Annotated in this window: 17 protein-coding genes; 9 read left to right on the top strand and 8 right to left on the bottom strand. The window is 51.2% G+C overall.

The window, feature by feature from the left end:
- Nucleotides 1–126 precede the first annotated feature (126 nt).
- From lepB to mutT, 3 genes are all read left to right on the top strand, one after another.
- Entirely contained in the window at nt 127–717 is a 591-nt protein-coding gene (gene lepB, locus H6G46_RS01815; protein WP_010871290.1) for a signal peptidase I, read from the top strand.
- A gap of 127 nt (nt 718–844) precedes the next feature.
- The gene (locus tag H6G46_RS01810) at nt 845–3,001 is read left to right on the top strand and encodes a polyribonucleotide nucleotidyltransferase (RefSeq protein WP_010871289.1); all 2,157 of its coding nucleotides are present in this window, start codon (nt 845–847) and stop codon (nt 2,999–3,001) included.
- A 96-nt stretch (nt 3,002–3,097) separates the two neighbouring features.
- Entirely contained in the window at nt 3,098–3,508 is a 411-nt protein-coding gene (gene mutT / locus H6G46_RS01805) for an 8-oxo-dGTP diphosphatase MutT (protein ID WP_010871288.1), read from the top strand.
- Between the two features lie 9 nt (nt 3,509–3,517).
- Here mutT and H6G46_RS01800 read toward each other — a convergent pair whose 3' ends face one another.
- From H6G46_RS01800 to H6G46_RS01785, 4 genes are all read right to left on the bottom strand, one after another.
- Nucleotides 3,518–4,090: a ribonuclease HII gene (locus H6G46_RS01800; RefSeq protein WP_010871287.1), complete on the bottom strand. Its 573-nt coding sequence runs from the start codon at nt 4,088–4,090 to the stop codon at nt 3,518–3,520.
- An 83-nt stretch (nt 4,091–4,173) separates the two neighbouring features.
- Nucleotides 4,174–6,198, bottom strand: a complete 2,025-nt coding sequence (locus H6G46_RS01795; protein WP_010871286.1) for an Rne/Rng family ribonuclease — start codon at nt 6,196–6,198, stop codon at nt 4,174–4,176.
- Between the two features lie 645 nt (nt 6,199–6,843).
- Complete coding sequence (locus H6G46_RS01790) at nt 6,844–7,809, bottom strand: SPFH domain-containing protein (protein ID WP_010871285.1); 966 nt, start codon at nt 7,807–7,809, stop codon at nt 6,844–6,846.
- Between the two features lie 105 nt (nt 7,810–7,914).
- Nucleotides 7,915–8,589, bottom strand: a complete 675-nt coding sequence (locus H6G46_RS01785; RefSeq protein ID WP_020861356.1) for a hypothetical protein — start codon at nt 8,587–8,589, stop codon at nt 7,915–7,917.
- Nucleotides 8,590–8,819: 230 nt separating this feature from the next.
- Between H6G46_RS01785 and H6G46_RS01780 the strand changes: the two genes are divergently transcribed.
- The 3 genes from H6G46_RS01780 to H6G46_RS01770 all read left to right on the top strand — a co-directional run bounded on the left by H6G46_RS01780 (nt 8,820) and on the right by H6G46_RS01770 (nt 11,790).
- A complete protein-coding gene (locus H6G46_RS01780) occupies nt 8,820–10,508 on the top strand; it encodes a transglutaminase family protein (RefSeq protein WP_020861355.1) in 1,689 nt (562 codons plus the stop codon).
- Between the two features lie 156 nt (nt 10,509–10,664).
- Nucleotides 10,665–11,309 carry a HEAT repeat domain-containing protein gene (locus tag H6G46_RS01775; protein WP_010871282.1) on the top strand — a complete coding sequence of 215 codons (645 nt, stop codon included), beginning with the start codon at nt 10,665–10,667 and terminating at the stop codon, nt 11,307–11,309.
- Between the two features lie 106 nt (nt 11,310–11,415).
- Entirely contained in the window at nt 11,416–11,790 is a 375-nt protein-coding gene (locus tag H6G46_RS01770; protein ID WP_010871281.1) for a sulfite exporter TauE/SafE family protein, read from the top strand.
- 117 nt (nt 11,791–11,907) lie between these two features.
- Here H6G46_RS01770 and H6G46_RS01765 read toward each other — a convergent pair whose 3' ends face one another.
- The 3 genes from H6G46_RS01765 to gmk form a co-directional block, all read right to left on the bottom strand.
- Entirely contained in the window at nt 11,908–13,167 is a 1,260-nt protein-coding gene (locus tag H6G46_RS01765; protein WP_010871280.1) for a glycosyltransferase, read from the bottom strand.
- Between the two features lie 51 nt (nt 13,168–13,218).
- Nucleotides 13,219–14,550, bottom strand: a complete 1,332-nt coding sequence (locus H6G46_RS01760) for a histidine phosphatase family protein (RefSeq protein ID WP_010871279.1) — start codon at nt 14,548–14,550, stop codon at nt 13,219–13,221.
- A gap of 78 nt (nt 14,551–14,628) precedes the next feature.
- Nucleotides 14,629–15,204 carry a guanylate kinase gene (gene gmk / locus H6G46_RS01755; RefSeq protein ID WP_010871278.1) on the bottom strand — a complete coding sequence of 192 codons (576 nt, stop codon included), beginning with the start codon at nt 15,202–15,204 and terminating at the stop codon, nt 14,629–14,631.
- A 268-nt stretch (nt 15,205–15,472) separates the two neighbouring features.
- Here gmk and H6G46_RS01750 point away from each other — a divergent pair, with 268 nt between their 5' ends.
- Together H6G46_RS01750 and H6G46_RS01745 are read left to right on the top strand one after the other, a co-directional pair.
- Entirely contained in the window at nt 15,473–17,035 is a 1,563-nt protein-coding gene (locus H6G46_RS01750) for an efflux RND transporter periplasmic adaptor subunit (RefSeq protein WP_010871277.1), read from the top strand.
- A gap of 31 nt (nt 17,036–17,066) precedes the next feature.
- On the top strand, nt 17,067–17,630 hold the full coding sequence (locus tag H6G46_RS01745) for an NUDIX hydrolase (RefSeq protein WP_010871276.1): 564 nt from the start codon (nt 17,067–17,069) through the stop codon (nt 17,628–17,630).
- 5 nt (nt 17,631–17,635) lie between these two features.
- Here the strand turns inward: H6G46_RS01745 and H6G46_RS01740 are convergent, their stop codons facing one another.
- Nucleotides 17,636–18,388, bottom strand: a complete 753-nt coding sequence (locus tag H6G46_RS01740) for a hypothetical protein (RefSeq protein WP_010871275.1) — start codon at nt 18,386–18,388, stop codon at nt 17,636–17,638.
- A gap of 137 nt (nt 18,389–18,525) precedes the next feature.
- Between H6G46_RS01740 and purL the strand changes: the two genes are divergently transcribed.
- Nucleotides 18,526–20,859, top strand: a complete 2,334-nt coding sequence (gene purL / locus H6G46_RS01735) for a phosphoribosylformylglycinamidine synthase subunit PurL (protein ID WP_010871274.1) — start codon at nt 18,526–18,528, stop codon at nt 20,857–20,859.
- Nucleotides 20,860–20,865 lie beyond the last annotated feature (6 nt).

Here is a 20,865-nt window from a genome sequence, read left to right as displayed (position 1 = left end):
TTATGCTTGATCTGTGGCCTTTGCTTACCGAGGTTTGCCCTAGCTGTCAGGGTTTGCCCATGTATCTAGCCCCATCAATCTCCCCAGATTCTAACCCGAGGAGCTTTTCCCGTTCGATTCCCTTTTATGCAAAATTCCCCCATCCCTTCCCCTTGGCAATTCATCAAGGAAAACATCCCCCTGCTCATGGTGGCCCTGGTGCTGGCCCTGCTGCTGCGTTTCTTTGTGGCGGAACCCCGCTACATTCCCTCCGATTCCATGTTGCCCACCCTCGAACAAGGCGATCGCCTGGTGGTGGAGAAGGTGTCCTACCATTTCCATCCACCCCAGGTGGGGGACATTATTGTGTTCCATCCGCCGGAGTTGCTGCAAGTACAAGGCTATGATCTAGGGCAGGCATTTATTAAACGAGTCATTGCGTTGCCGGGGCAAACAGTGGAAGTTAACAACGGCATTGTTTACCGGGATGGGCAACCTTTACAGGAAGAATATATTTTGGAGCCGCCCCAATATAATTTGCCCGCAGTGCGGGTGCCGGACGGTCAGGTGTTTGTCATGGGGGATAACCGCAACAACAGCAATGATTCCCATGTATGGGGATTTTTACCCCAGCAAAATATCATCGGCCATGCCCTATTTCGTTTTTTCCCCGCCAGCCGTTGGGGCCAACTGGGTAGCTTCACCTTTGTCCCAGCCCGTACCATCATCAATACCTAATACCCGACACCCGGTGGACAAGGCCCATTTCCCCGGTGATCAACCTTTGGTCGGCCCAGGGTTCGTCAATGGTGTTAGGATCTGCTGAGAAGAAGAAACGTCATAGCACATAAGGAAAACACGTTAAATGCAAGAGTTTGACAAGTCCATATCCTTCGACGGACGGGATATAAGACTCAAAATGGGAACCCTAGCCCCCCAAGCAGGAGGTTCAGTCCTCATTCAATCCGGCGATACAGCGGTGTTGGTCACGGCGACCAGAGCTAAAGGAAGGGATGGCATTGATTTTCTACCCTTAACGGTGGACTACGAAGGACGACTCTATGCCGCAGGCCGTATTCCGGGCGGTTTTTTGCGGCGGGAAGGCCGACCCCCAGAAAAGGCCACATTAATCAGCCGCCTCATTGACCGTCCTTTGCGTCCCCTATTCCCCCATTGGCTGCGGGATGAACTGCAAATAGTAGCCACCACCCTCTCCATGGATGAGGAAGTGCCCCCCGATGTGTTAGCGGTGACCGGGGCTTCCGTGGCGGTCATCCTGGCCCAAATTCCTTTCAAAGGTCCCATGGCCGCTGTGCGGGTAGGTTTAGTAGGGGATGATTTCATTATTAATCCCACCTATCGGGAAGTCCATAACGGAGATTTGGACCTGGTGGTGGCCGGTACCCCCGCCGGTATTGTCATGGTGGAAGCTGGGGCGAACCAGTTGCCGGAACAGGACATCATCGAAGCAATTGATTTTGGCTATGAAGCAGTGCAGGATCTGATCAACGCCCAGCGGGAATTGATGACAGACCTGGGCATTACCCTGGCCACTTCCGAGCCGCCCCCGGTCAATACCGCCGTGGAAGAGTTCATTGCAAACAGAGCCTCTAAAAAAATCATCACCGTGCTCGGTCAATTTGACCTGGGTAAAGATGGTCGGGATGCCGCCCTCGATGAAATTAAAGCCACCGAAGTGGAAACGGCGATCGCCGAATTACCAGAAACCGATCCCGTTAAACAAAGTGTAGAAGAAGACCCCAAACTAGTCGGCAACCTCTACAAAGCATTGACCAAAAAGTTAATGCGGAAACAGATTGTTGATGATGGAGTACGGGTAGACGGCCGCAAACTCGAACAGGTACGCCCCATTAGCTGCGAAGTCGGTTTTCTACCCCGCCGGGTCCATGGCAGTGGACTGTTTAACCGTGGTTTAACCCAGGTGCTCTCCCTGGCTACCCTTGGTTCCCCCGGCGATGCCCAAGATTTAGCGGATGACCTCCATCCCGAGGACGAAAAACGTTATCTGCATCACTACAACTTCCCCCCCTATTCCGTCGGTGAGGCCCGCCCCATGCGCTCCCCTGGCCGCCGAGAAATTGGCCACGGTGCTCTTGCTGAACGGGCCATCATACCAGTGCTCCCCCCCCAGGAAGACTTTCCCTATGTGGTACGGGTTGTGTCGGAAGTGCTGTCTTCCAACGGTTCCACTTCCATGGGATCCGTTTGTGGCTCCACCCTTGCTCTCATGGATGCGGGGGTACCGATTAAAAAACCCGTTAGTGGCGCCGCCATGGGTTTAATCAAGGAAGGGGATGAAATTCGCATTCTCACCGACATTCAGGGCATTGAAGATTTCCTTGGCGACATGGATTTCAAAGTAGCTGGTACCGATTCCGGTATTACCGCCCTGCAAATGGATATGAAAATTGATGGTCTGAGCATGGAAGTGGTGTCCAAAGCCATTATGCAAGCTCTCCCCGCCCGACTCCATATCCTCGACAAAATGTTGGCGACGATCCGGGAACCCCGTCCTGAGTTGTCTCCCTTTGCCCCCCGGTTGTTAACCCTGAAAATTGAGCCGGAACACATCGGCATGGTTATTGGGCCCGGTGGTAAAACCATTAAGGGCATCACCGAACAAACCAGTTGTAAGATTGACATTGCCGACGACGGTACCGTCACCATTGCTTCCAGTGAAGGGGAACGGGCAGAACGGGCGCGGCAAATGATTTATAACATGACCCGCAAACTCAACGAAGGGGAAGTGTACCTCGGTCGGGTAACCCGCATCATTCCCATTGGTGCCTTTGTGGAAGTGCTACCTGGAAAAGAAGGCATGATCCACATTTCCCAGCTAACGGAAGGCCGGGTTGGCAAGGTGGAAGATGAAGTGGGTGTGGGCGATGAGGTCATTGTCAAAGTACGGGAAATTGACAGTAAAGGCCGCTTGAACCTCACCCGCTTGGGCATTCACCCCGATGAAGCAGCGGAAGCCCGTCGTAACGCTAGCCGGGGTTAATTGTTAGTCAAAGACCATTAAAACTCTGTATTATTCCCCTAAGATTCGATATCTTGGGGGATTTTTTGCTCATTTTGTAAATTTCTGGCAAATTCTATGACTTTTCCCAGCAAGCATAAACAAATTGGCGTAGCGGTAATTATTAATGACCAAGGTGAAGTATTGATCGATCGCCGTCCGGTGGGAGGTTCCTTTGGGGGGCTATGGGAATTTCCTGGGGGCAAACTAGAGCCGGGGGAAACGGCGGCTGAATGTATTGTCCGAGAAGTGCGGGAGGAAATTGCCATTGAAGTGGCGGTGGGGGAATCTCTGATCACCATTGACCATAGTTATCCCCAGGTGCGCCTAACTCTCTACGTCCATCTCTGTCAATATCTCTCGGGGCAGCCCCAAACCATTGCCTGTGAAGAAATCCGCTGGGTGGCGATCACCGATTTGGGCGAGTACCGTTTTCCCAAGGCTAATGGGGAAATTATCCAGGCCCTACGCCAAAAGTTTCTCAGTTGACCGGGCTACTCAATCTGGGTTTTCAATAATTTTGCGGCAAAAAAGCGGTCGGTGTAGAGGAGTCGCACCATACTGCCTTAATCCTTGACGATGTTTGGCCGTACCATAACCCTTATTGCTGGCCAGGTCGTAGCCAGGAAAGCGTTCTGCTAAACGGGTAATTAAAGTATCCCGCCACACCTTAGCCAAAATGCTGGCAGCACTAATTAGTAAAGATTTTCTATCCCCCCCCGTAACGGCCATTTGGGCCATGGCAATGTGGGGTAAAGTATCCCGCCCGTCCACCAACACCCAGGCCGGCATAACAGGCAATTTTTGCACCGCCCTTTCCATGGCCAACAGACTGGCTTGACGAATATTAACCCGGTTAATGGTGGGCACATCGGCAAAGCTAATGCCATAGCTATGGACATAATCGGGCAGTGCCTGGGCTAACTGGGAACGATGTTGGGGAGAAAGCTGTTTACTATCCTTTACCCCCAAGGCCTGCAATTGGTTAATGGCTTCGATGGGCACTAGCACCGCCGCCGCCACCACTGGCCCGAATAAAGCGCCTCGCCCCACTTCATCCACCCCCGCCACCAGGCGATCGCCACCTAATCCTTGGCTTTCTTGCCACCATTGGCGATCGTTGTAGTCACTGGAGGGGTGAATCAAGCTAATACCTACTCCGCTGAAGAACGCCGCCGTCTTCTGCCAGGACGTTTTTTTGTTTCTATGGGAGCAGACTCCTCTGCCACCGGAGCGGCTGGAGTTTCATCATCAAGTTGGGGTAAGACAACCTGTTCCGGCTCAACCGTTTCCTCCCTTGGTTGCTCAATAACCGGGGTTGGGGCTGTGACCTCAGATACAATTGTCAACCCATCACTGGGGACGTTATCCCCGTTGTCTCCATTGTCCACCGTTGTAATAACAGCATTAACCAGACTGCCACTACCGTTAGTGTTTCCCTCCAAGGCCGCTCCCGCCGTAACCACCGAAACCATAAAGGAGCGGGGGTCTTGATCAGCGTACTCCGTTTTGATTAGGGGAGAAATTCCCATACGAGCATAAATATCCTGCTCCAACGTTGTCATGGCGACATCGACCGGAACCAAGGTTTTTTCCACTCGACGGGAAGGCCGTTCACGGCGGGGAGGAGCAGTGCCCGTCACTTTCTCCTTAGTGGGGCTGGGGCTGGGACCCTTACTACGGGAAATTCCCACAGATTTAATATTTTCCTTTTCAGAAAACTCCGAGCCTCGACGGCGACGACGACGACGGTTACTATCCCGATCGCCCTGCTCTTGATAATTAGGATGGAAAAGTAAGTCCAGGGGGCTAGATATTTTTGCTTCTTCCTTCTTGGGCAGGTCATTGACCTTGGCAACGGGGGGAGAGAGAATCGGTTTTTCCACCAACCGGGGGGGAATGCTACTGTTGACCGCTGTGGGGGACAGGGAAACAAAACCCTTCTCGCCAGGGAGTTCCACCAAATGTCCTAAACCACCACACTCAGGACAAGGCTGTCCAAATAGTTCATACAAATTTTGTCCCTGGCGCTTACGGGTCAACTCCACTAGTCCCAACTCCGTCAACTGGGCGATCTGGGGCCTGGCCTTATCCGTTTCCAAGCAGCGGTTAAAATGCTCCAAAAGTTGCAACTGGTCCTTATGGGAATCCATATCAATGAAATCGATAATGATCACCCCGCCAATATTTCTCAGTTTCAACTGACGCGCAATTTCCGTCGCCGCTTCATAGTTAGTCCAGAGCACCGTTTCCCGGGAATTGGCCGAATGGGTAAAGGAACCAGAGTTAACGTCAATTACCGTCAAAGCTTCCGTCGGCTCAATGATTATATAACCCCCCGAAGGCAGATCCACCCTGGGTTTAAGGGCTTCCCGGATAGTGGCATTGACCCGGAAATACTCCAGAATACTGAGGGATTCCCGGTGACAATCAATTAAAACTCCCTCCGGCAAACGACCTTGATCCCAGTTCATCAACTGTTGTTTAATCCGTTTCATCCCCGCCGGGGTATCCACCACAATGCGATTCACTTCGCTGGAGTACATATCCCGCAGCACTCGCTTGATGAAATCATCATCCCGGTCCAGAAGCATGGGGGCACTACGGGTCATGGCCTGTTGTTGCACCAATTCCCATTGTTTTTGCAGATTTTCCAAATCTTCGATAATCGCATCTTCCGGCACATCTTCCGCTTCAGTCCGCACTAGCAGTCCCATGCCCGGTGGCTTGATTAACACAGCCAAAGCCCTCAAACGACTGCGTTCCTCCTCCCGGTTAATCCGACGGGAAAGATTCACTCCCCGGCCATAGGGCATCAACACCATATAACGCCCCGGCATACTGATATTTCCAGTTAGGCGGGGGCCCTTATTGCCGGTGGGTTCCTTCATCACCTGCACCAACACTCTTTGTTGAGGAGATAAAAGTTCAGAAATGGAACCGGCGGTGCGCCTTAATCTAACTGGGCCGAGGTCACTGACGTGGATAAAGCCATTTTTTTCGGTGTCCCCAATGTTAATAAAAGCGGCGTCAATGCTGGGCAGAATATTGTCAACTAAGCCTAAATAAATATCTCCCACCTGTTGGCTGCCCGTGGACACCACCAATTCTTGAATTTGATCCTTCCAAAAAACAGCAGCAACCTGATGTTTTTCAGCAATGACAATTTGTTTTGGCATAAATATATTCCTCAAAAGGCCATCCCAAAGCGGTCCCAGTGGTGTGGACAGGGGCAAGGTGGCCTACAGAAAAATGTTGTAATGTTGGACATTGGGTAAACTGAATATTTTCCTCTCTAGGGTCAACCTACCCTCTGGCCCAGTGAACTATTCCCGTCATCTCAGTTGCTATAGTTGTGACCGTTTTTTGCCACCCCAGCTGCCCGATTGGGGGTGAACAGGGACCTTTGGGGGACAGGGGTTACAGTCAGCTTGCTGGAGAAAGCCGTAGATATTCCCAGGGAAACTCCCAGGGGACAGCCGCCCATCGCACGGACGGGGGAGATAGATAGGCAAGAGTATTGGAGGCAGTTTAAGACGGAAAAAACTATCTGTTTTTCTTCACCGCAAGAACGACAACCGGTAACGATTAGAAAAGAAGAATCGGGGGCTGCTTACGGCGATTCACTACAGGGGCATAACTTTTGCTGGTTATCCCTGGATCAACGTCAATGATTCCATTGGACGTCAAGCCTGAGGGGTTGGAGTCCCCCCAAAATATCCCGGGCATTGTCAAAAAATAAACCTAATACCCAAGGAATTTAAACTGAATATAACCTGAAATGGTAGCCTTTAGCAAGAAAGCCCAGCCCCCAAGCTAACTGCCTAAACTGCCCGATGGCGGTCTACCTTATTCAAAGCCGCCTCTAATCCTTCATCTAGGGCCCCATCCCCCACAATAGACCGTACTCCTTCCAGGGTGGAAAGAATGTTACGGGGATCAAGGAACATCACTTTGCTACTGTCACTACTACCAATGGTGGTGCCCATATTGAGATATTGCTGGGCCAAAAGGAATTGCAACGCTTCCCGAGCATGGTTATCAGAACTCAATTTTTCCGTAAGGATACTGAGGGCCTCCGCTGTAGCCTTAGCTTCCAACACTTTTTTCTGTTGTTCCGCTTCTGCATTGAGGATAGCCGCTTTTTTCTTAGCCTCCGCTTCTAACACCCGAGCTTGGGCATCCCCCTGGGCGGAGTTGATGGCAGAATCCCGTTGACCTTCGGAAGTGAGAATAGCCGCCCGTTTTTTTCTCTCTGCGGTCATTTGCAGTTCCATGGAATCCAACACTGCTTTAGAAGGCATAATGTCCCGTAATTCCACCCTAGTAACCTTCACCCCCCAAGGGTCGGTGGAAATATCCAGTTCCCGCAGTAGTAATTCATTAATTTCCGTCCGGGCAGTGAAGGTTTGGTCCAACTCAAGCTTGCCAATTTCAGAGCGGATTTGGGTCAACACCAAGTTCACCATGGCGGACTGTAAATTTTCCACCTTGTAATAAGCTTTCTCCATATCGATAATGCGCCAATAGACCACAGCATCGGCGGTGATGGCCACGTTGTCTTTGGTAATACAGGATTGGGGGGGAATGTCGATGACTTTTTCCCTGGTGGTTTGCTTAAAAACGACCCGATCCAAAATAGGAACCGTAAAATTCAGCCCTGGGGTAAGTTTTTTGTTATAACTTCCTAGGCGTTCCACTAGGTATTCATTTTTTTCGTTAACAATTTTGACGGATGTACCGATCGCCGATCCGAAGAAGACGAGAAAGAAGAGAAAAAAGGCTTCCATGGTTTAGCTCCGCTGTGACTGGGAAAAAGGTCAATGTTTAGTAAAACCAACAATAAATTCAGTAAAAGAGCGGTAACGAATAGTTAACTTCCCTATATGGAAAGGCTAGAGTTGAATTTGGAATTGATCGAGGGAGGGCTGGAATGGCTCGTCTTGATCCCCCGGAAGGGCCTGGCTTGGTAAATCCTGAATGTGAATTTCTTGGCGTTGCTGTTCATTGAGGGTGATCGGCGCGAGGGTCCCTTCTCCACTGTTCAACTGATACGCCTCCGAAACCAGTGCACTGGGGCAACATTGGGGATCTCCCGGCTGGTGCTTCAAGATGTTGAGACGGATTTGCCCATTTTTAACCACTAAACTTTGCACCCGCACCCGATCGCCAAGGAAATAGGTGTCAGGGTTAGTGGGGGAACCATCGGGCTCCACGGTCACCACCGCTAGATAGATCAATTCGTCGGCACTAACTACACTCTGTCGGCGGAGAATCACCGCCCCATCCTGGTCGCCGTCTTGGTCCACATCCCCAATGGCAATGGGCTTGATCAGATTAAGGCTAAAAGTTCCCCCAGCGAACACACCATTGTTAAGGGAATATGTACCTTGGTCGGGAATGGTGTAGCTCAGGTTTTTTAAAACGTCCACCGTCAAAGGGGAAACTCCATTCTGGGCGATCGCCAGGGGGGGGGCCGAAGGGACGGCCGTCGCCACGGATACCAGGGACTCTCCCCCCATTAGGGCAGTGAGTAAACCCAAACTTAGTGAACCTATCCTATTAGCCATTGTCTCAATCCTTTTGGCAATTTCTCTCAACATTGTGCCCAGACAGAAGCACTTTCCTAGGACAGAAGGACAGTTTAACAGTGGTTTTTGTTGCCCTCCTTTCCATTCTAACGGCATGGTAGCACGACCTCTAGGGACAGTAGGAGGGGAACGTTCGTGATGAGCATCTGCTCCACCGGTCCCTTTGTTAAGCTGTAGAATTGCCTAAACTGTCCTGCCATCTAGTGTCTATGGTTGTCGATTCTGTGCCCGATTCATCTACTTTTGTGGGAAAAACCATTCGTCCCGTGGCCGCTGTTTCCATCCATGGCATTGTCTTCGATGGAGAGCGTCTCTTGGCTGTGGACAGCAAAAATGGTTATCTGTTGGAAATCGATCCCTACACCAACAACACTAAGTTGCTCAATGGCCAGTACTGGCAGGAATTCATCGGGGCCACCGGCCTGGCGATCGCCGACAGGCAGTTATGGTTTAGCTCAGGACAGTATGTGTACACCTGTAATCTGGAGGGGCCAGACCTCAAGCCCGAGGTATTTGCTTGGTTTGATGACCCAGTCAATGGGGTGGCCATCTGGGAAAGCACTGTGTACATCACCTGCCATAAACGGGGCCACATCTGGGTCTATGGCCGGGATACCCGCAAGCTAGTGGCGACTTTTTACAGTCCCGGCATTGGGGTGGAAAACATTACCGTGCGGGGGGAAGAACTGTGGGTCTGTGACAGTGCTGAACAGAGTGTCTATTGCCTCGACCGGGCCACCGGGGAAATTAACTTTAGCCTGATTACCCCCTTTGAAAGCCCCACTGGCCTGGCTTTTTATGATGATCAAGCCGTAGGGAAAGCGACCCTCTATGTGGCCTACGTACAACAGGAACCCTACGTCCGGGACAATCCCAACGCCGATCCTAACCATGAGTTGATGTATCGGGAGACCACCTTCATCCATCCCCTCTATTTCTATAACGACCCCCACCAGTGCTGTGCCTTTTCCAACGGTTACCTGGTGGAGATGCGTTACGTTGAGGAGCTGGCCCCCCTGGACCCCGTTGATTTAAAACAAGTGGAATGGCGCATGGCTCTACCGGCGGTCACCCCCCGCCAAAGAATTCGCAAAATTGAATCGGTGGGTTTACCCTTTAGCCGCATTGATGATGTCAACGGTCAAAAGGTGGCGGTGTTTGAGTTTGACCAGCTTGATTTAGATAGTCGGGCCGTGTTTGGCTGGCGGGTGGAAATGGAAGTATGGGGCATTAAATATCGCCTGAAACCCAGTGATTGTGAGCATCTTCCCGCCTTACCTGAGGGTTTTGCCGACCGTTACCTGGTGGATAACGACAACCTCAGCATGGAAACGGACATTATTATCCGGGCGGCGGCCGAGGCGATCGGTCGGGAAACCAACCTCCTCCGCCAAATGTTCAATATCCGGAACTATGTCTACGATCGCCTTTCCTACGGCATAAAACCTCATATTGATACCCCTGACTTAGCTCTCCGCCGGGGGGTCGGTTCCTGTGGGGAATATGTGGGAGTTTTGTTAGCCCTAGCTCGTTTGAATGGCATTGCTTGCCGCACCGCTGGCCGCTATAAATGTCCACCCCATCCCCTCCAGCGTAATTTGCCTATGGAGCCGGACTTCAACCATGTTTGGTTTGAATTTTATTTACCTGGCATTGGTTGGTTGCCCATGGAATCTAACCCCGACGACACCAATGACGGTGGCCCGTACCCCACCCGTTTCTTTATGGGTTTGGCTTGGTACCATGCCGAAACCGCCAAGGATGTACCCTTTGAGCAATTATTGAGTCAGGGCATTCCCGTCAATAAGCAGGTGGTTTCCATTGGTGAGTTGGCGATTAATCATGTGCAGTTCACCATCCTGGAGGAATTAGACCCGGCGGCGCATTTGGCCCATTAATTCAGCTCTGATAAGAGAGAAACTTCGTCTACGATCCATGGCTAAGGGCTGGGAATAGCTCAGCGCCTGTCAATACCAGGTATTTGTGCAGGGGTTGGGGTCAAACCAATGTTAAGGTGGTTCACTGTCATTAGCGTAGGCTTCAGGGGCTAAACCATGGAGGGTAATAGCGTCGTAACTCCAGAAATCGAAAGATTGATCCAAGCGGTGGAAACCGCAGACTCGGCAGCCAAATTAGTGGGGGCTGTGCGGGCTTTGGCGGCCACCCGATCGCCGTTGGCAGTGCCCCAATTAACCACGGTGTTGCGCTACAACAATCCAGGGGCAGCGGTGGCGGCGGTGGATGGGCTGATCCAAATCGGCGATGCGGCCATGACTCACTTGCTGGCCAATATGGATGGCTACAATTATGGCGCTAGGGCCTGGGCCACCAGAGCCTGTGCTGGCATCGGCGACCCCAGGGCATTGGCCCTATTGCAGGAAGCGGCCCTGACGGATTTTGCCTTGAGTGTGCGGCGGGCGGCGGCCAAGGGACTGGGTTTTCTCCGTTGGCAATCCCTACCCCAGGAAGAACAAGAGACAGTACAAAAAGCCATTTACGACACTCTGATCCAAGTTTGTGAAGATCCTGAATGGGTGGTACGCTACGGGGCGATCGCCGGTCTGGAAAATTTAGCCAAGCAGGCCCAGCATTACCGCCAACCCCTAAAGGATTTTCTCCAGTCTTTTGTAGAACAAGAACCAGAGGCGATCGTGGGGGAACGCATCCTTTGGACCCTGGAAAACATCGGCCCAATCTAGGCTTTTAGAGCACCTCTAGACGTCACTTTGATAGATTGTCAAAACCTGGACCCAGATTAGCCATACACTGGAACGAAAAATTTCCTATTTACTCTATCCAGCAAAGATGGCCATTAACACTTTTACTATTATTAGTTTTATTGCTCTAGGTTTAATAGCCGGCTTTGCCAGCGGCCTGATTGGTATCGGCGGTGGATTGATCATTGTGCCAGTGCTAGTATTCGGTTTTGGTTTTAGCCAACATTTAGCCCAGGGCACCACCCTCGCCCTCATGGTGCCTCCCATTGGTTTAGCGGCGGCCTGGACCTACTACCAAAAGGGGGACGTGGACATCAAAGTGGCGGTACTAATTTGCCTGGGATTTGTGCTTGGTAGTTTGTTTGGCGCTAGGGTAGCCACCAATATTTCTAACGAATTACTGGGGCGGATTTTTGGGGGAGCAATGTTAGTCATTGCCCTGAAAATGATTTGGGGCAAATAGTTTTAGACGGCGGTAATGTTCCTGGGGTGAACTTTAAAATATTTCTTGAAATTCTTACCCATATCAAATTCTTCGTTGTAAAGAGACAAGATTTCCCAATGTTGAAACCTGCAAAATTTAGCCCATGGCCTCCGCTGTTACCTGCTCAATAATATCCGCCGCTTTAGTAAGACCTCCAGCAGTTTTAATTGCTTGTTGAAGCTGGAGAGTATTTCTTTTATAAGAATCTTCAGTGAGGACTTTTTCAAGGGCTGCCCGCAGATTGTTCGTATTCAATTTACTCAAGGGAATAAATTCCCCCACTCCAGCCCAGGCAATTCTGGCCGCTACTCCCGGTTGATCATTGGCAATGGGAATGGCCACCATGGGTACTGCATTATTGAGGCATTCCAACGTGGTGTTGAGCCCAGCGTGGGTAATGGTAAGGGCTGTTCTTTGCAGAAGTTCCAGTTGGGGAGCGTAATTAACAACGAGGGGATTACCAGGTAGTGCGGGCATTGATTCTAGCTTGGCTCCCCCCAGGGAAATAATCAATTGGGCATCCAAATCCATACAGGCTTCGGCAATGATTTTAAAGGTGCTCATTAACTGATTTTGAATAGTACCAAGGGAGGCATAAATTATGGGCTGATCGGTCAATTGCTCCCAAGGAAAATCAGCTATATCTCGCCCCACATTGCTGTGAAAAGGGCCAGTGAAATGGAAACGGCTTGGTAAACATTCCCGAGGAAATTCAAACGCTGCCGGTTGCTGACTAATTTGTGCTAGTGGGGAATAACGGTCATTGGGGCTAGATTGGGCGGGTAAATTCCAACGCTGACGATAGTCATTAATTAACGCTGTAATCGGTTTAGTGGCCCGATTTAAAAGTCCATAGCCAAGGCGATTCCGCAATTGTCCCAACCAGCTAGGATCATATGGCCAAGGGGTGGCATAGGGCGGTATGGTGGGCTCTCGATTAAGTACGACAGCGCTACATATACTGATGAAGGGAATACCCAGGCGATCGCCAATGGTGCCCCCTTCTTGGGAAACTTGATCAACTAATAAAACTTCCACACCGGCTTTGGCCATGACCCCAGGGGCTTCCTCAAAGAAGGCCGCCGCTTTCTGGGTGATTTTGGCCACAGTGTATTGCAAAGCTTTAATGCCACTGAGTTTGCCCAACTCAGCCATAAATTCTGCCTGGGCTCCCAAGGGAAATTCCGTTGTGGCGATCGCCTGAAAATTCAAACCGGCCGCTAGGGTTTTGGCTTGGGCATCTAGCACCCCAAACATGGTCACAGTATGACCCCGCTGTTGCAGTTCCTTACCCAAGGGCAACATGGTATTGAGATGACCCGTCGTTGCTGGACAGAGCAAACCAAAGTGAGTCATAGCAAACAAGAGTTAGGGAACAAATGGGGGGATAATTGGCTATGGACAGGACTATAGGGCTCCGGCGGCGGTTTTATCCAACACTGTGCCCAAATGGCCCATCAAATTAATGGCTTGAATAACTGGGGGCTTATCTAGACCCTGGGGATAGTCAATGACGCTCACCCCGCCATTACCCTGTTTAACTTGCCAAAAGTGAGCGGGAGTAAGACCCAACAAATAAGCCAAAATCACCTTGTTGATGGCATCATGGGCCACCACAATGCCCACTGTGGAACCATCCCCCTGGCTATAGAATTTGACCCGGTCCTGCCAACAGGCGATCGCCCGGTCCCAGACCTGTTGTAAATTTTCCCCTTCCGGCATCTGCACTGTGGCGGGGGCATCTTTCCACTGTTGCAATAATCCGGGATATTCCGCTTCAATTTCCGTTTCTAGCTTGCCTTCCCACAGGCCATGGCAAATTTCCGCCAATTCCGGCTGTAAATCCAACTCTATGCTTGGGTGATATTGCAGAATAATCTCCGCCGTTTCCTTGGGCCGAGCCATGGGACTGCTAATGCCTAGGTTAATGGGCACATCTTTGAGGAATTCCGCCGCTTTTTGGGCTTGATGGCGGCCATTGTCATTGAGGGGAATATCCCGAATACCTTGGAACCGTCCTTCCCGATTCCATTGGGTTTCCCCATGGCGGATAAGCAGTAACCGCAGACGATTATTATCCTTGCGGGGAGGTGGCAGAGGTACCCCCATATGGGCGGTTTGATTCAAGGATTCCAGTTGCACCGGATCGCCCCAGCCACCACTAAAATTCAACACATTAATATTGCAGTTGGACTGTTGCAGGCGTTGGTAATGGGAAGCGGGCATACCAATGGCGCTCATTAACAGGCAACGATTGATGCCATTGTGGGCCACAATCAGCAGGGTTTGTCCCGCCGCATCGGTTAACACATCCTGCCAAAATCTTTGGGCCTGGGCATAGAGAGCCGCAACGGGGTAATATTCCGCTCCATCTACGGTCATGGCCAATTGATCCGGTGCTTCGTGCCAGAGACGATATTGTTCGGGATATTGGTGGGCCACATCGTCTTTGGTCATTTTTTCCCAGAGGGGCAGATTGACCTCCAACAAGTTTTCGCTGGGAATCAACTCCGGGGGGTGGGCGAAACTGGCTTGGATAATTTGGGCCGTTTCCTTGGCCCGGCGTAGGGGACTGCAATAGATTTTGTCGATCGCCAGGGAATTGAGGGTTTGCCCGACTTTTTGGGCATCGGCTTTGCCCTTATCGGTGAGTACCGATAGATTACTGCGCCCTTGAATCCGTTTTTCTGCGTTGTAGGTGCTCTGCCCGTGGCGAACAATGATGACCCGAGTAGCCAATCCCCCTGCCTCCTGAACGATAAAATCAGACCAATTTTACAGGGTTGGGGTGGCAGTGGGCGTATTTTAATCCCGGGGCTACTCCTCCTCCCCAATTAACTTCACTAAGCGGTGCAAAGCCTGGTCTAGGTCATCGTTCACCACTTGGTAATCAAATTCCGCCGCCGCTTGCAATTCTTGCTGGGCCTGGGCCAATCTTTTGGCGATCGCCGTTTCACTGTCCGAACCCCGGCCCCGTAACCGTTCTTCTAACACCTCCACAGAGGGGGGCAAAATAAAAATCCGTCGGGCAGAGGGAAAAGTTTGTTTAATTTGCCTGGCCCCCAGCACTTCAATTTCCAGCAACACGGTTTTGCCCTGGGCAATCTGTTCTTCCACTGGTTGCCGGGGAGTGCCGTAATAGTTACCGGCATACTCGGCCCATTCCAATAGTTTTTCCTCCCCAATCCAAGTTTGAAACTCTTCCTTGGTTAGAAAATAGTAGGATTGCCCGTCTACTTCCCCAGCCCTTGGCGATCGGGTAGTGGCGGAAATGGACAAAAACCAATGGGGTTGGCGCTCCAACAGCAGTTGCACTAAAGTCCCCTTACCCACACCACTGGGGCCCGTTAGCACAATTAATTGTCCTTTTACTGAAGTTTGGTCTGGAGCCATGGAGCTTAACAATTACTTAATAACAAAAGTGAATAATTATGAGTAACCCCCGAAGGAATTAACAAGCAAAAACAGGGGCTAGATAGCAATATAGCTGGGCAATACTGGGTGGAAGTTCAGTTTGGCTCGACTTTTTAGTAAGCACAACCTTAAAATCCTCAAATACTCCCTAGGAACGAAGCGCTCCGGGGAAAAGATCCGTTACCCTAGGAATTTACATCCGTGTAAACTTTTCTTAAAGATTAGCCCATTTAGTCTCCCCTTACCCATGACTGAGCCACCCGTACTGCACGAAACTTCTTCGGAATCGGAAAAGGAACAAAGTATTGGTAAACAGAATTTGTCCTTTCAACCCATTCCCCAAGCCTCCAAACCAGGCAAACGACTCTGGCTAGTGGTGGGAGCCTTACTGTTGCTAGGAGGTGGTGGCTACTGGTGGTTTCAGTCCCGTTCCGGCGGCCCTCCCGGAGGGGCCATGATGGGTCAAATGCCACCAGCACCAGTGAAATGGCAAGTGTTAGAGCCCACTGAGGTGAGGGATTTCACCACGTTGATGGGAACGTTGGAAGCCCCCAAGGGGATGGAAATTGATTCAGAAATTGATGGGCGGGTCGAGGAAATTTTAGTTAGGGAAGGGCAACGGGTAGAACAGGGGCAGGTTTTATTTCGTATTGACAACGATGTTCTACAAACTCAGTTGCTGGAAGCTCAGGCTAATCTAGCGGCGGCCAGGGCCCAATTGGCGGAGTTGGAGGCGGGCAGTCGTCAGGAAGATGTTGCGGCGGCGGCGGCCCAGTTACGTCAAGCTCAAACCCGTTTAGCCAATGCCCAGGGGGGGGCCAGTCCCGAGGAAATTGCCCAGGCCCAAGCTCAATTAGATTCCGCCAAGGCGGCGGCGGAATTGGCCAGTGAGCGGGTGCGGCGGTTTCGTAATCTGCGGGACCAAGGGGTGATTTCCCTCGATGCCTATGACCAACAGTTGAAGGAAGAACGGCAGGCGATCGCCGATGTGGAAGCGGCCCAACGACGGTTACAACAACTAAGACAAGCCCGTAGCTCCGATGTGGAAAGGTTAACGGCGGAAGTGGATGCCCAACGGCAAAATTTAAACCGTTTACAAGCTGGGGAACGACCCGAAACCATTGCCCAAGCTCGGGCCCGGGTAGGTCAGGCTTTGGCCAGTGTGAAAACTCTCCAGGCCCGCCTCGATAAATCAGAAATTACCGCCCCTTTTGCTGGGGTAGTGGGCTACATTCCCGTAAAGTTGGGAGATTACGTCCAAGCTAACGATGATTTAACCAATTTGACTGAAAACCAACAGTTAGATCTGAATTTAGCCGTGCCCCTAGCCCAAGCGCCTCGGTTACGCCCCGGTCTAGTTGTAGAAATCCTCGATGGTCAAGAAAAGGCGATCGCCAGAGGACAAATTAGTTTTGTCTCCCCCGATGTGGACAACGATGGTCAAAGTGTATTAGTCAGAGCCACTTTCAGTAACGAAAACCAAAAACTACTCAATGGTCAGTTGGTGCAGGCCCGGATCATTTGGCAGCAAGACACAGGGCTAGTGGTTCCCACCGTGGCCGTCACCCGCATTGGAGGGGAAAGCTTTGTCTACGTTGTCCAGGACAAGGAAAATGAGCAAACCGGAGAAGCAGCCCTGGTGGCCCAACAAAAGTCCGTTAACCTGGGCAGTATCCAGGGCAGTAACTACCAAATTTTGTCCGGGTTAGAACCGGGAGACAGGGTTATCACGGCGGGATTATTGAGGGTGCAAGACGGGGCCCCCATCCAGCCAGCGCCGACAGAAGGCTCAGCCAACCCAACCCCCTAGAATTTATTTAGCTCTCTCTTTTTTGTCTAGTATGATTGCCCCAGATTCATCCCCTCATCCTCTGGAAATTGCTCCGGTGCTCCAGCAAAAACTTTTTTACCGGGGACGTAAATTTAACTTTGATGTTAGTCGTAGGCAATTGCCCAATGGGGTGGTGGGGGACTGGGAACTGATCCAGCACCCAGGGGGAGCCCTAGTGGTGCCCATTACCAGCGAAGGTCAGTTGGTGCTAGTGCGGCAATATCGTTTTGCATTGGCGGGGCGGCTGTTGGAGTTTCCGGCGGGCACCGTAGAAGTGGGGGAGAATCCAGCAGAAACCGTTAAACGGGAATTGGAAGAGGAAGCTGGTTACCGGGGGCATACCTGGCAAACCATTGGTCAATTTCCCCTGGCTCCGGGCTACTCCGATGAAATTATTTATGCCTATCTAGCCACGGATCTGGAAAAATTACCCAATCCGCCCGCCCAGGATGAAGACGAAGACATTGAAGTGGCGTTAATGACATTCGACCAGTTTGAAACGGCGATCGCCAAAGGGGAAATGATCGACGCAAAGTCCATTGCCAGTTACTTCTGGATGCGCCATTTGCTTTAAAGAAACTAAAACAAACGACGTTTGGCGGGGGATGATTTTGACGGAGTCGTGGTGTTTTTTTTGACAGGCTTGGGCATACTAGTTTTTGGTTTGGGTGCTGACTTGATGGCAGATTTGCCTGGGCTAGGCCGCCGTTGTATCTGCCCCAGATCAGTCGCTTTTTCCAACACTAATTCATTGCCTTGCAGCGTCGTTTCAATATCCCAAAAATGCCGGAGTGGACGGCGACAAATCTCTCCTTCCGCATCTTTTAAAATTCCGCTAATTTTTACCTTAAAAAATAAGGGTCGTTTGCTGGGGGGCTTGGGGGATTGGCGAATTTTCATCACAATATTTTCCCTAGCCTGGGATACAAATACCACTTCCCCCCGAATGGAAAAATAGGGGTGATCTACTTTCAAACTAGGTAAATTGTCCGAAGCCGGCTCAGAAGCTGAAGTGAGCCCCGGGCCAAGATTTTCCGGTTCCCATAATCCCGCTAACTGAAAATGAAGGTGATCATCCTTATCCCTTAGTCGGGGATAAACCACCCAAAAATGGGGATCTTCCAAGTTGACATGGCGCTTAAACAAACTGAAAGTTTTTCCTAATAATACTGACTCCACAATGTCACCGGTTTCCGTCACCAATATTCCCCGTTGACTGGATTCCTCGCTGGCATAGTAGCGTCCATATACCACCCCGATCGCCCGGAACTGTTTGGGGTGACTGGGGGGAGAAATGGGATGCTGACGAGGTTGTAGCGCAGAATCGGCCATGGATGATCAAAGTCAGTTTTAAAAAAGGTATTCCGGGTTGGGGCTCAGATTTCAAACCCGGTGGACACTAGGCACATTCTACCTTGAACTATCTAACCGGATTGTTTTTAGGCAATGTCAGATAAAATGAGCCTGGAATGCCTGACCCTTTTACCCTCCTTGCCATGACCGCCCCCTTTACTCCCGCCGAAATCGCTGCCGAAGGTATCAAACCCGAAGAATACGAAGATATTGTGCAACGGCTCGGCCGCCATCCCAACAAAGCTGAACTGGGAATGTTCGGTGTCATGTGGTCAGAACATTGTTGTTATAAAAATTCCCGTCCCCTACTGAGTAACTTTCCCACCGAAGGAGAACGCATTTTAGTGGGGCCTGGGGAAAATGCCGGGGTCGTAGATTTGGGGGATGGCCTGAGATTGGCGTTTAAAATCGAATCCCATAACCATCCTTCCGCAGTGGAGCCATTCCAGGGAGCCGCCACCGGAGTAGGGGGGATTCTGCGGGATATTTTCACCATGGGAGCGAGGCCGATCGCCATTTTAAATTCCCTACGGTTCGGTAATTTGGACGATGCTAGGAATCGACGTATTTTCACCGGGGTAGTGGATGGGATCAGTCATTACGGTAATTGTGTTGGTGTGCCCACTGTGGGCGGGGAAATCTACTTTGATCCGGCTTACTCCGGTAATCCCCTCGTCAACGCCATGGCCTTGGGTTTGATGGAAACGGAAGAAATTGTCAAAGCTGGGGCTTCTGGGATAGGCAATCCAGTTTTATATGTCGGTTCCACCACGGGACGGGATGGCATGGGGGGAGCCAGTTTTGCCAGTGCTGAGTTAACGGATCAGTCCATGGACGATCGCCCAGCGGTGCAGGTGGGGGATCCCTTTCTGGAAAAATCCTTAATTGAAGCTTGCTTGGAAGCCTTTAAAAGTGGGGCAGTGGTGGCGGCCCAGGACATGGGAGCGGCGGGCATTACCTGTTCCACGGCGGAAATGGCAGCCAAGGGAGGCGTGGGCATTGAGTTGGATTTGGATAAAATTCCAGTGCGGGAAACGGGCATGGTGCCCTACGAATATCTCCTATCCGAATCCCAAGAACGGATGTTATTTGTGGCTCAACCGGGGCGGGAACAGGAATTAATCGATATTTTCCATCGTTGGGGTTTACAGGCGGTGGTGGCGGGGCAGGTGATTGCGGATCCCATTGTGCGGATCTTTTTCCAAGGAGGGATTGCGGCGGAAATTCCCGCTACAGCCCTGGCCGATAACACTCCCATTTACCATCGTCAGTTGCTAGACCAAGCACCCGACTATGCCCAACAAGCTTGGCAATGGCAGGAAAGTGATTTATCTCCAGCGGCGATCGCCGGCATTGAAATTGCAGGGCAAAAGCAAAGCTGGAATGAAGTGTTATTAACCCTGTTGGACAGTCCCACCATTGCCTCTAAGCATTGGGTTTACCGTCAATACGACCATCAAGTACAAAACAATACGGTCATAGTGCCCGGTGGGGCCGATGCGGCGGTGGTGCGGGTGCGTCCCCTGGATGCCAAACCAGAGGAATGTGTGATCGGGGTGGCGGCCACCACAGATTGTAATGCCCGTTACGTTTACTTAAATCCCTTGGAAGGGGCCAAGGCCGCAGTGGCAGAAGCGGCTCGAAATCTCAGTTGTGTGGGAGCAGAACCCCTGGCGGTAACGGATAATTTAAACTTTGGTAGCCCTGAAAATCCAGTGGGCTATTGGCAGTTGGCCCTGGCCTGTGAAGGCATTGCGGAGGGTTGTCGGCAGTTAAACACCCCAGTGACGGGGGGCAATGTCAGCCTGTATAACGAAACGTTGGACTCCAACGGTAGACCCCAACCCATTTATCCCACGCCGGTTATTGGCATGGTGGGACGGGTGGAAAACATCAATAAAGTTGTTGGCCAAGGTTGGCGCAATTCGGGGAATGGCATTTACTTACTGGGTAGTAATGACGGCAATACCCTCGGGGGATCGGAATATTTAGCCGTTGTCCATCACACCGTTGCTGGTCAGCCGCCCCAGGTGGATTTCGATTTGGAAAAAGCAGTGCAAAAAGCCTGTCGCCATGGTATTGCCCAAGGTTGGGTGAACGCGGCCCATGACTGTGCGGAAGGGGGTTTATCGGTAGCCCTGGCAGAAATGGCGATCGCCAGTCAGTTGGGAGCGGAAATTAATCTACCTGATTCCGACCAAAGATTGGATAACTTGCTGTTTGGGGAATCCGCCAGTCGCATTGTGGTAGCGGTGGCACCGGAACATCAGCCTGCCTGGGAAAACTATTTAGCTGGTCAGTCCTTACCCTGGCAAAAATTGGGAGTAGTGGGTACAGCACAGGGCAACTTGACTTTTATCGATGCCCAAAATAACGCTCTGATTGATTTACCAGTTTCCGCTCTGACAGAACCTTGGCAAACGGCGATCGCCCGTCGGCTAAAATCCTAAGACTAG

The organism is Synechocystis sp. FACHB-908 (assembly GCF_014698595.1).
Classification (GTDB): Bacteria; Cyanobacteriota; Cyanobacteriia; order Cyanobacteriales; family Microcystaceae; genus Synechocystis.
This window is presented reverse-complemented; position numbering and strand designations above follow the sequence as displayed.

What these genes read in the sequence shown, in the direction of transcription:
- lepB (WP_010871290.1), top strand. Translation starts at nt 127, where the DNA reads ATGCAAAATTCCCCCATCCCTTCCCCTTGGCAATTCATCAAGGAAAAC.
- H6G46_RS01810 (WP_010871289.1), top strand. Translation starts at nt 845, where the DNA reads ATGCAAGAGTTTGACAAGTCCATATCCTTCGACGGACGGGATATAAGA.
- mutT (WP_010871288.1), top strand. Translation starts at nt 3,098, where the DNA reads ATGACTTTTCCCAGCAAGCATAAACAAATTGGCGTAGCGGTAATTATT.
- H6G46_RS01795 (WP_010871286.1), bottom strand. Translation starts at nt 6,198, where the DNA reads ATGCCAAAACAAATTGTCATTGCTGAAAAACATCAGGTTGCTGCTGTT.
- H6G46_RS01790 (WP_010871285.1), bottom strand. Translation starts at nt 7,809, where the DNA reads ATGGAAGCCTTTTTTCTCTTCTTTCTCGTCTTCTTCGGATCGGCGATC.
- H6G46_RS01785 (WP_020861356.1), bottom strand. Translation starts at nt 8,589, where the DNA reads ATGGCTAATAGGATAGGTTCACTAAGTTTGGGTTTACTCACTGCCCTA.
- H6G46_RS01780 (WP_020861355.1), top strand. Translation starts at nt 8,820, where the DNA reads ATGGTTGTCGATTCTGTGCCCGATTCATCTACTTTTGTGGGAAAAACC.
- H6G46_RS01775 (WP_010871282.1), top strand. Translation starts at nt 10,665, where the DNA reads ATGGAGGGTAATAGCGTCGTAACTCCAGAAATCGAAAGATTGATCCAA.
- H6G46_RS01770 (WP_010871281.1), top strand. Translation starts at nt 11,416, where the DNA reads ATGGCCATTAACACTTTTACTATTATTAGTTTTATTGCTCTAGGTTTA.
- H6G46_RS01765 (WP_010871280.1), bottom strand. Translation starts at nt 13,167, where the DNA reads ATGACTCACTTTGGTTTGCTCTGTCCAGCAACGACGGGTCATCTCAAT.
- gmk (WP_010871278.1), bottom strand. Translation starts at nt 15,204, where the DNA reads ATGGCTCCAGACCAAACTTCAGTAAAAGGACAATTAATTGTGCTAACG.
- H6G46_RS01750 (WP_010871277.1), top strand. Translation starts at nt 15,473, where the DNA reads ATGACTGAGCCACCCGTACTGCACGAAACTTCTTCGGAATCGGAAAAG.
- H6G46_RS01745 (WP_010871276.1), top strand. Translation starts at nt 17,067, where the DNA reads ATGATTGCCCCAGATTCATCCCCTCATCCTCTGGAAATTGCTCCGGTG.
- H6G46_RS01740 (WP_010871275.1), bottom strand. Translation starts at nt 18,388, where the DNA reads ATGGCCGATTCTGCGCTACAACCTCGTCAGCATCCCATTTCTCCCCCC.
- purL (WP_010871274.1), top strand. Translation starts at nt 18,526, where the DNA reads ATGCCTGACCCTTTTACCCTCCTTGCCATGACCGCCCCCTTTACTCCC.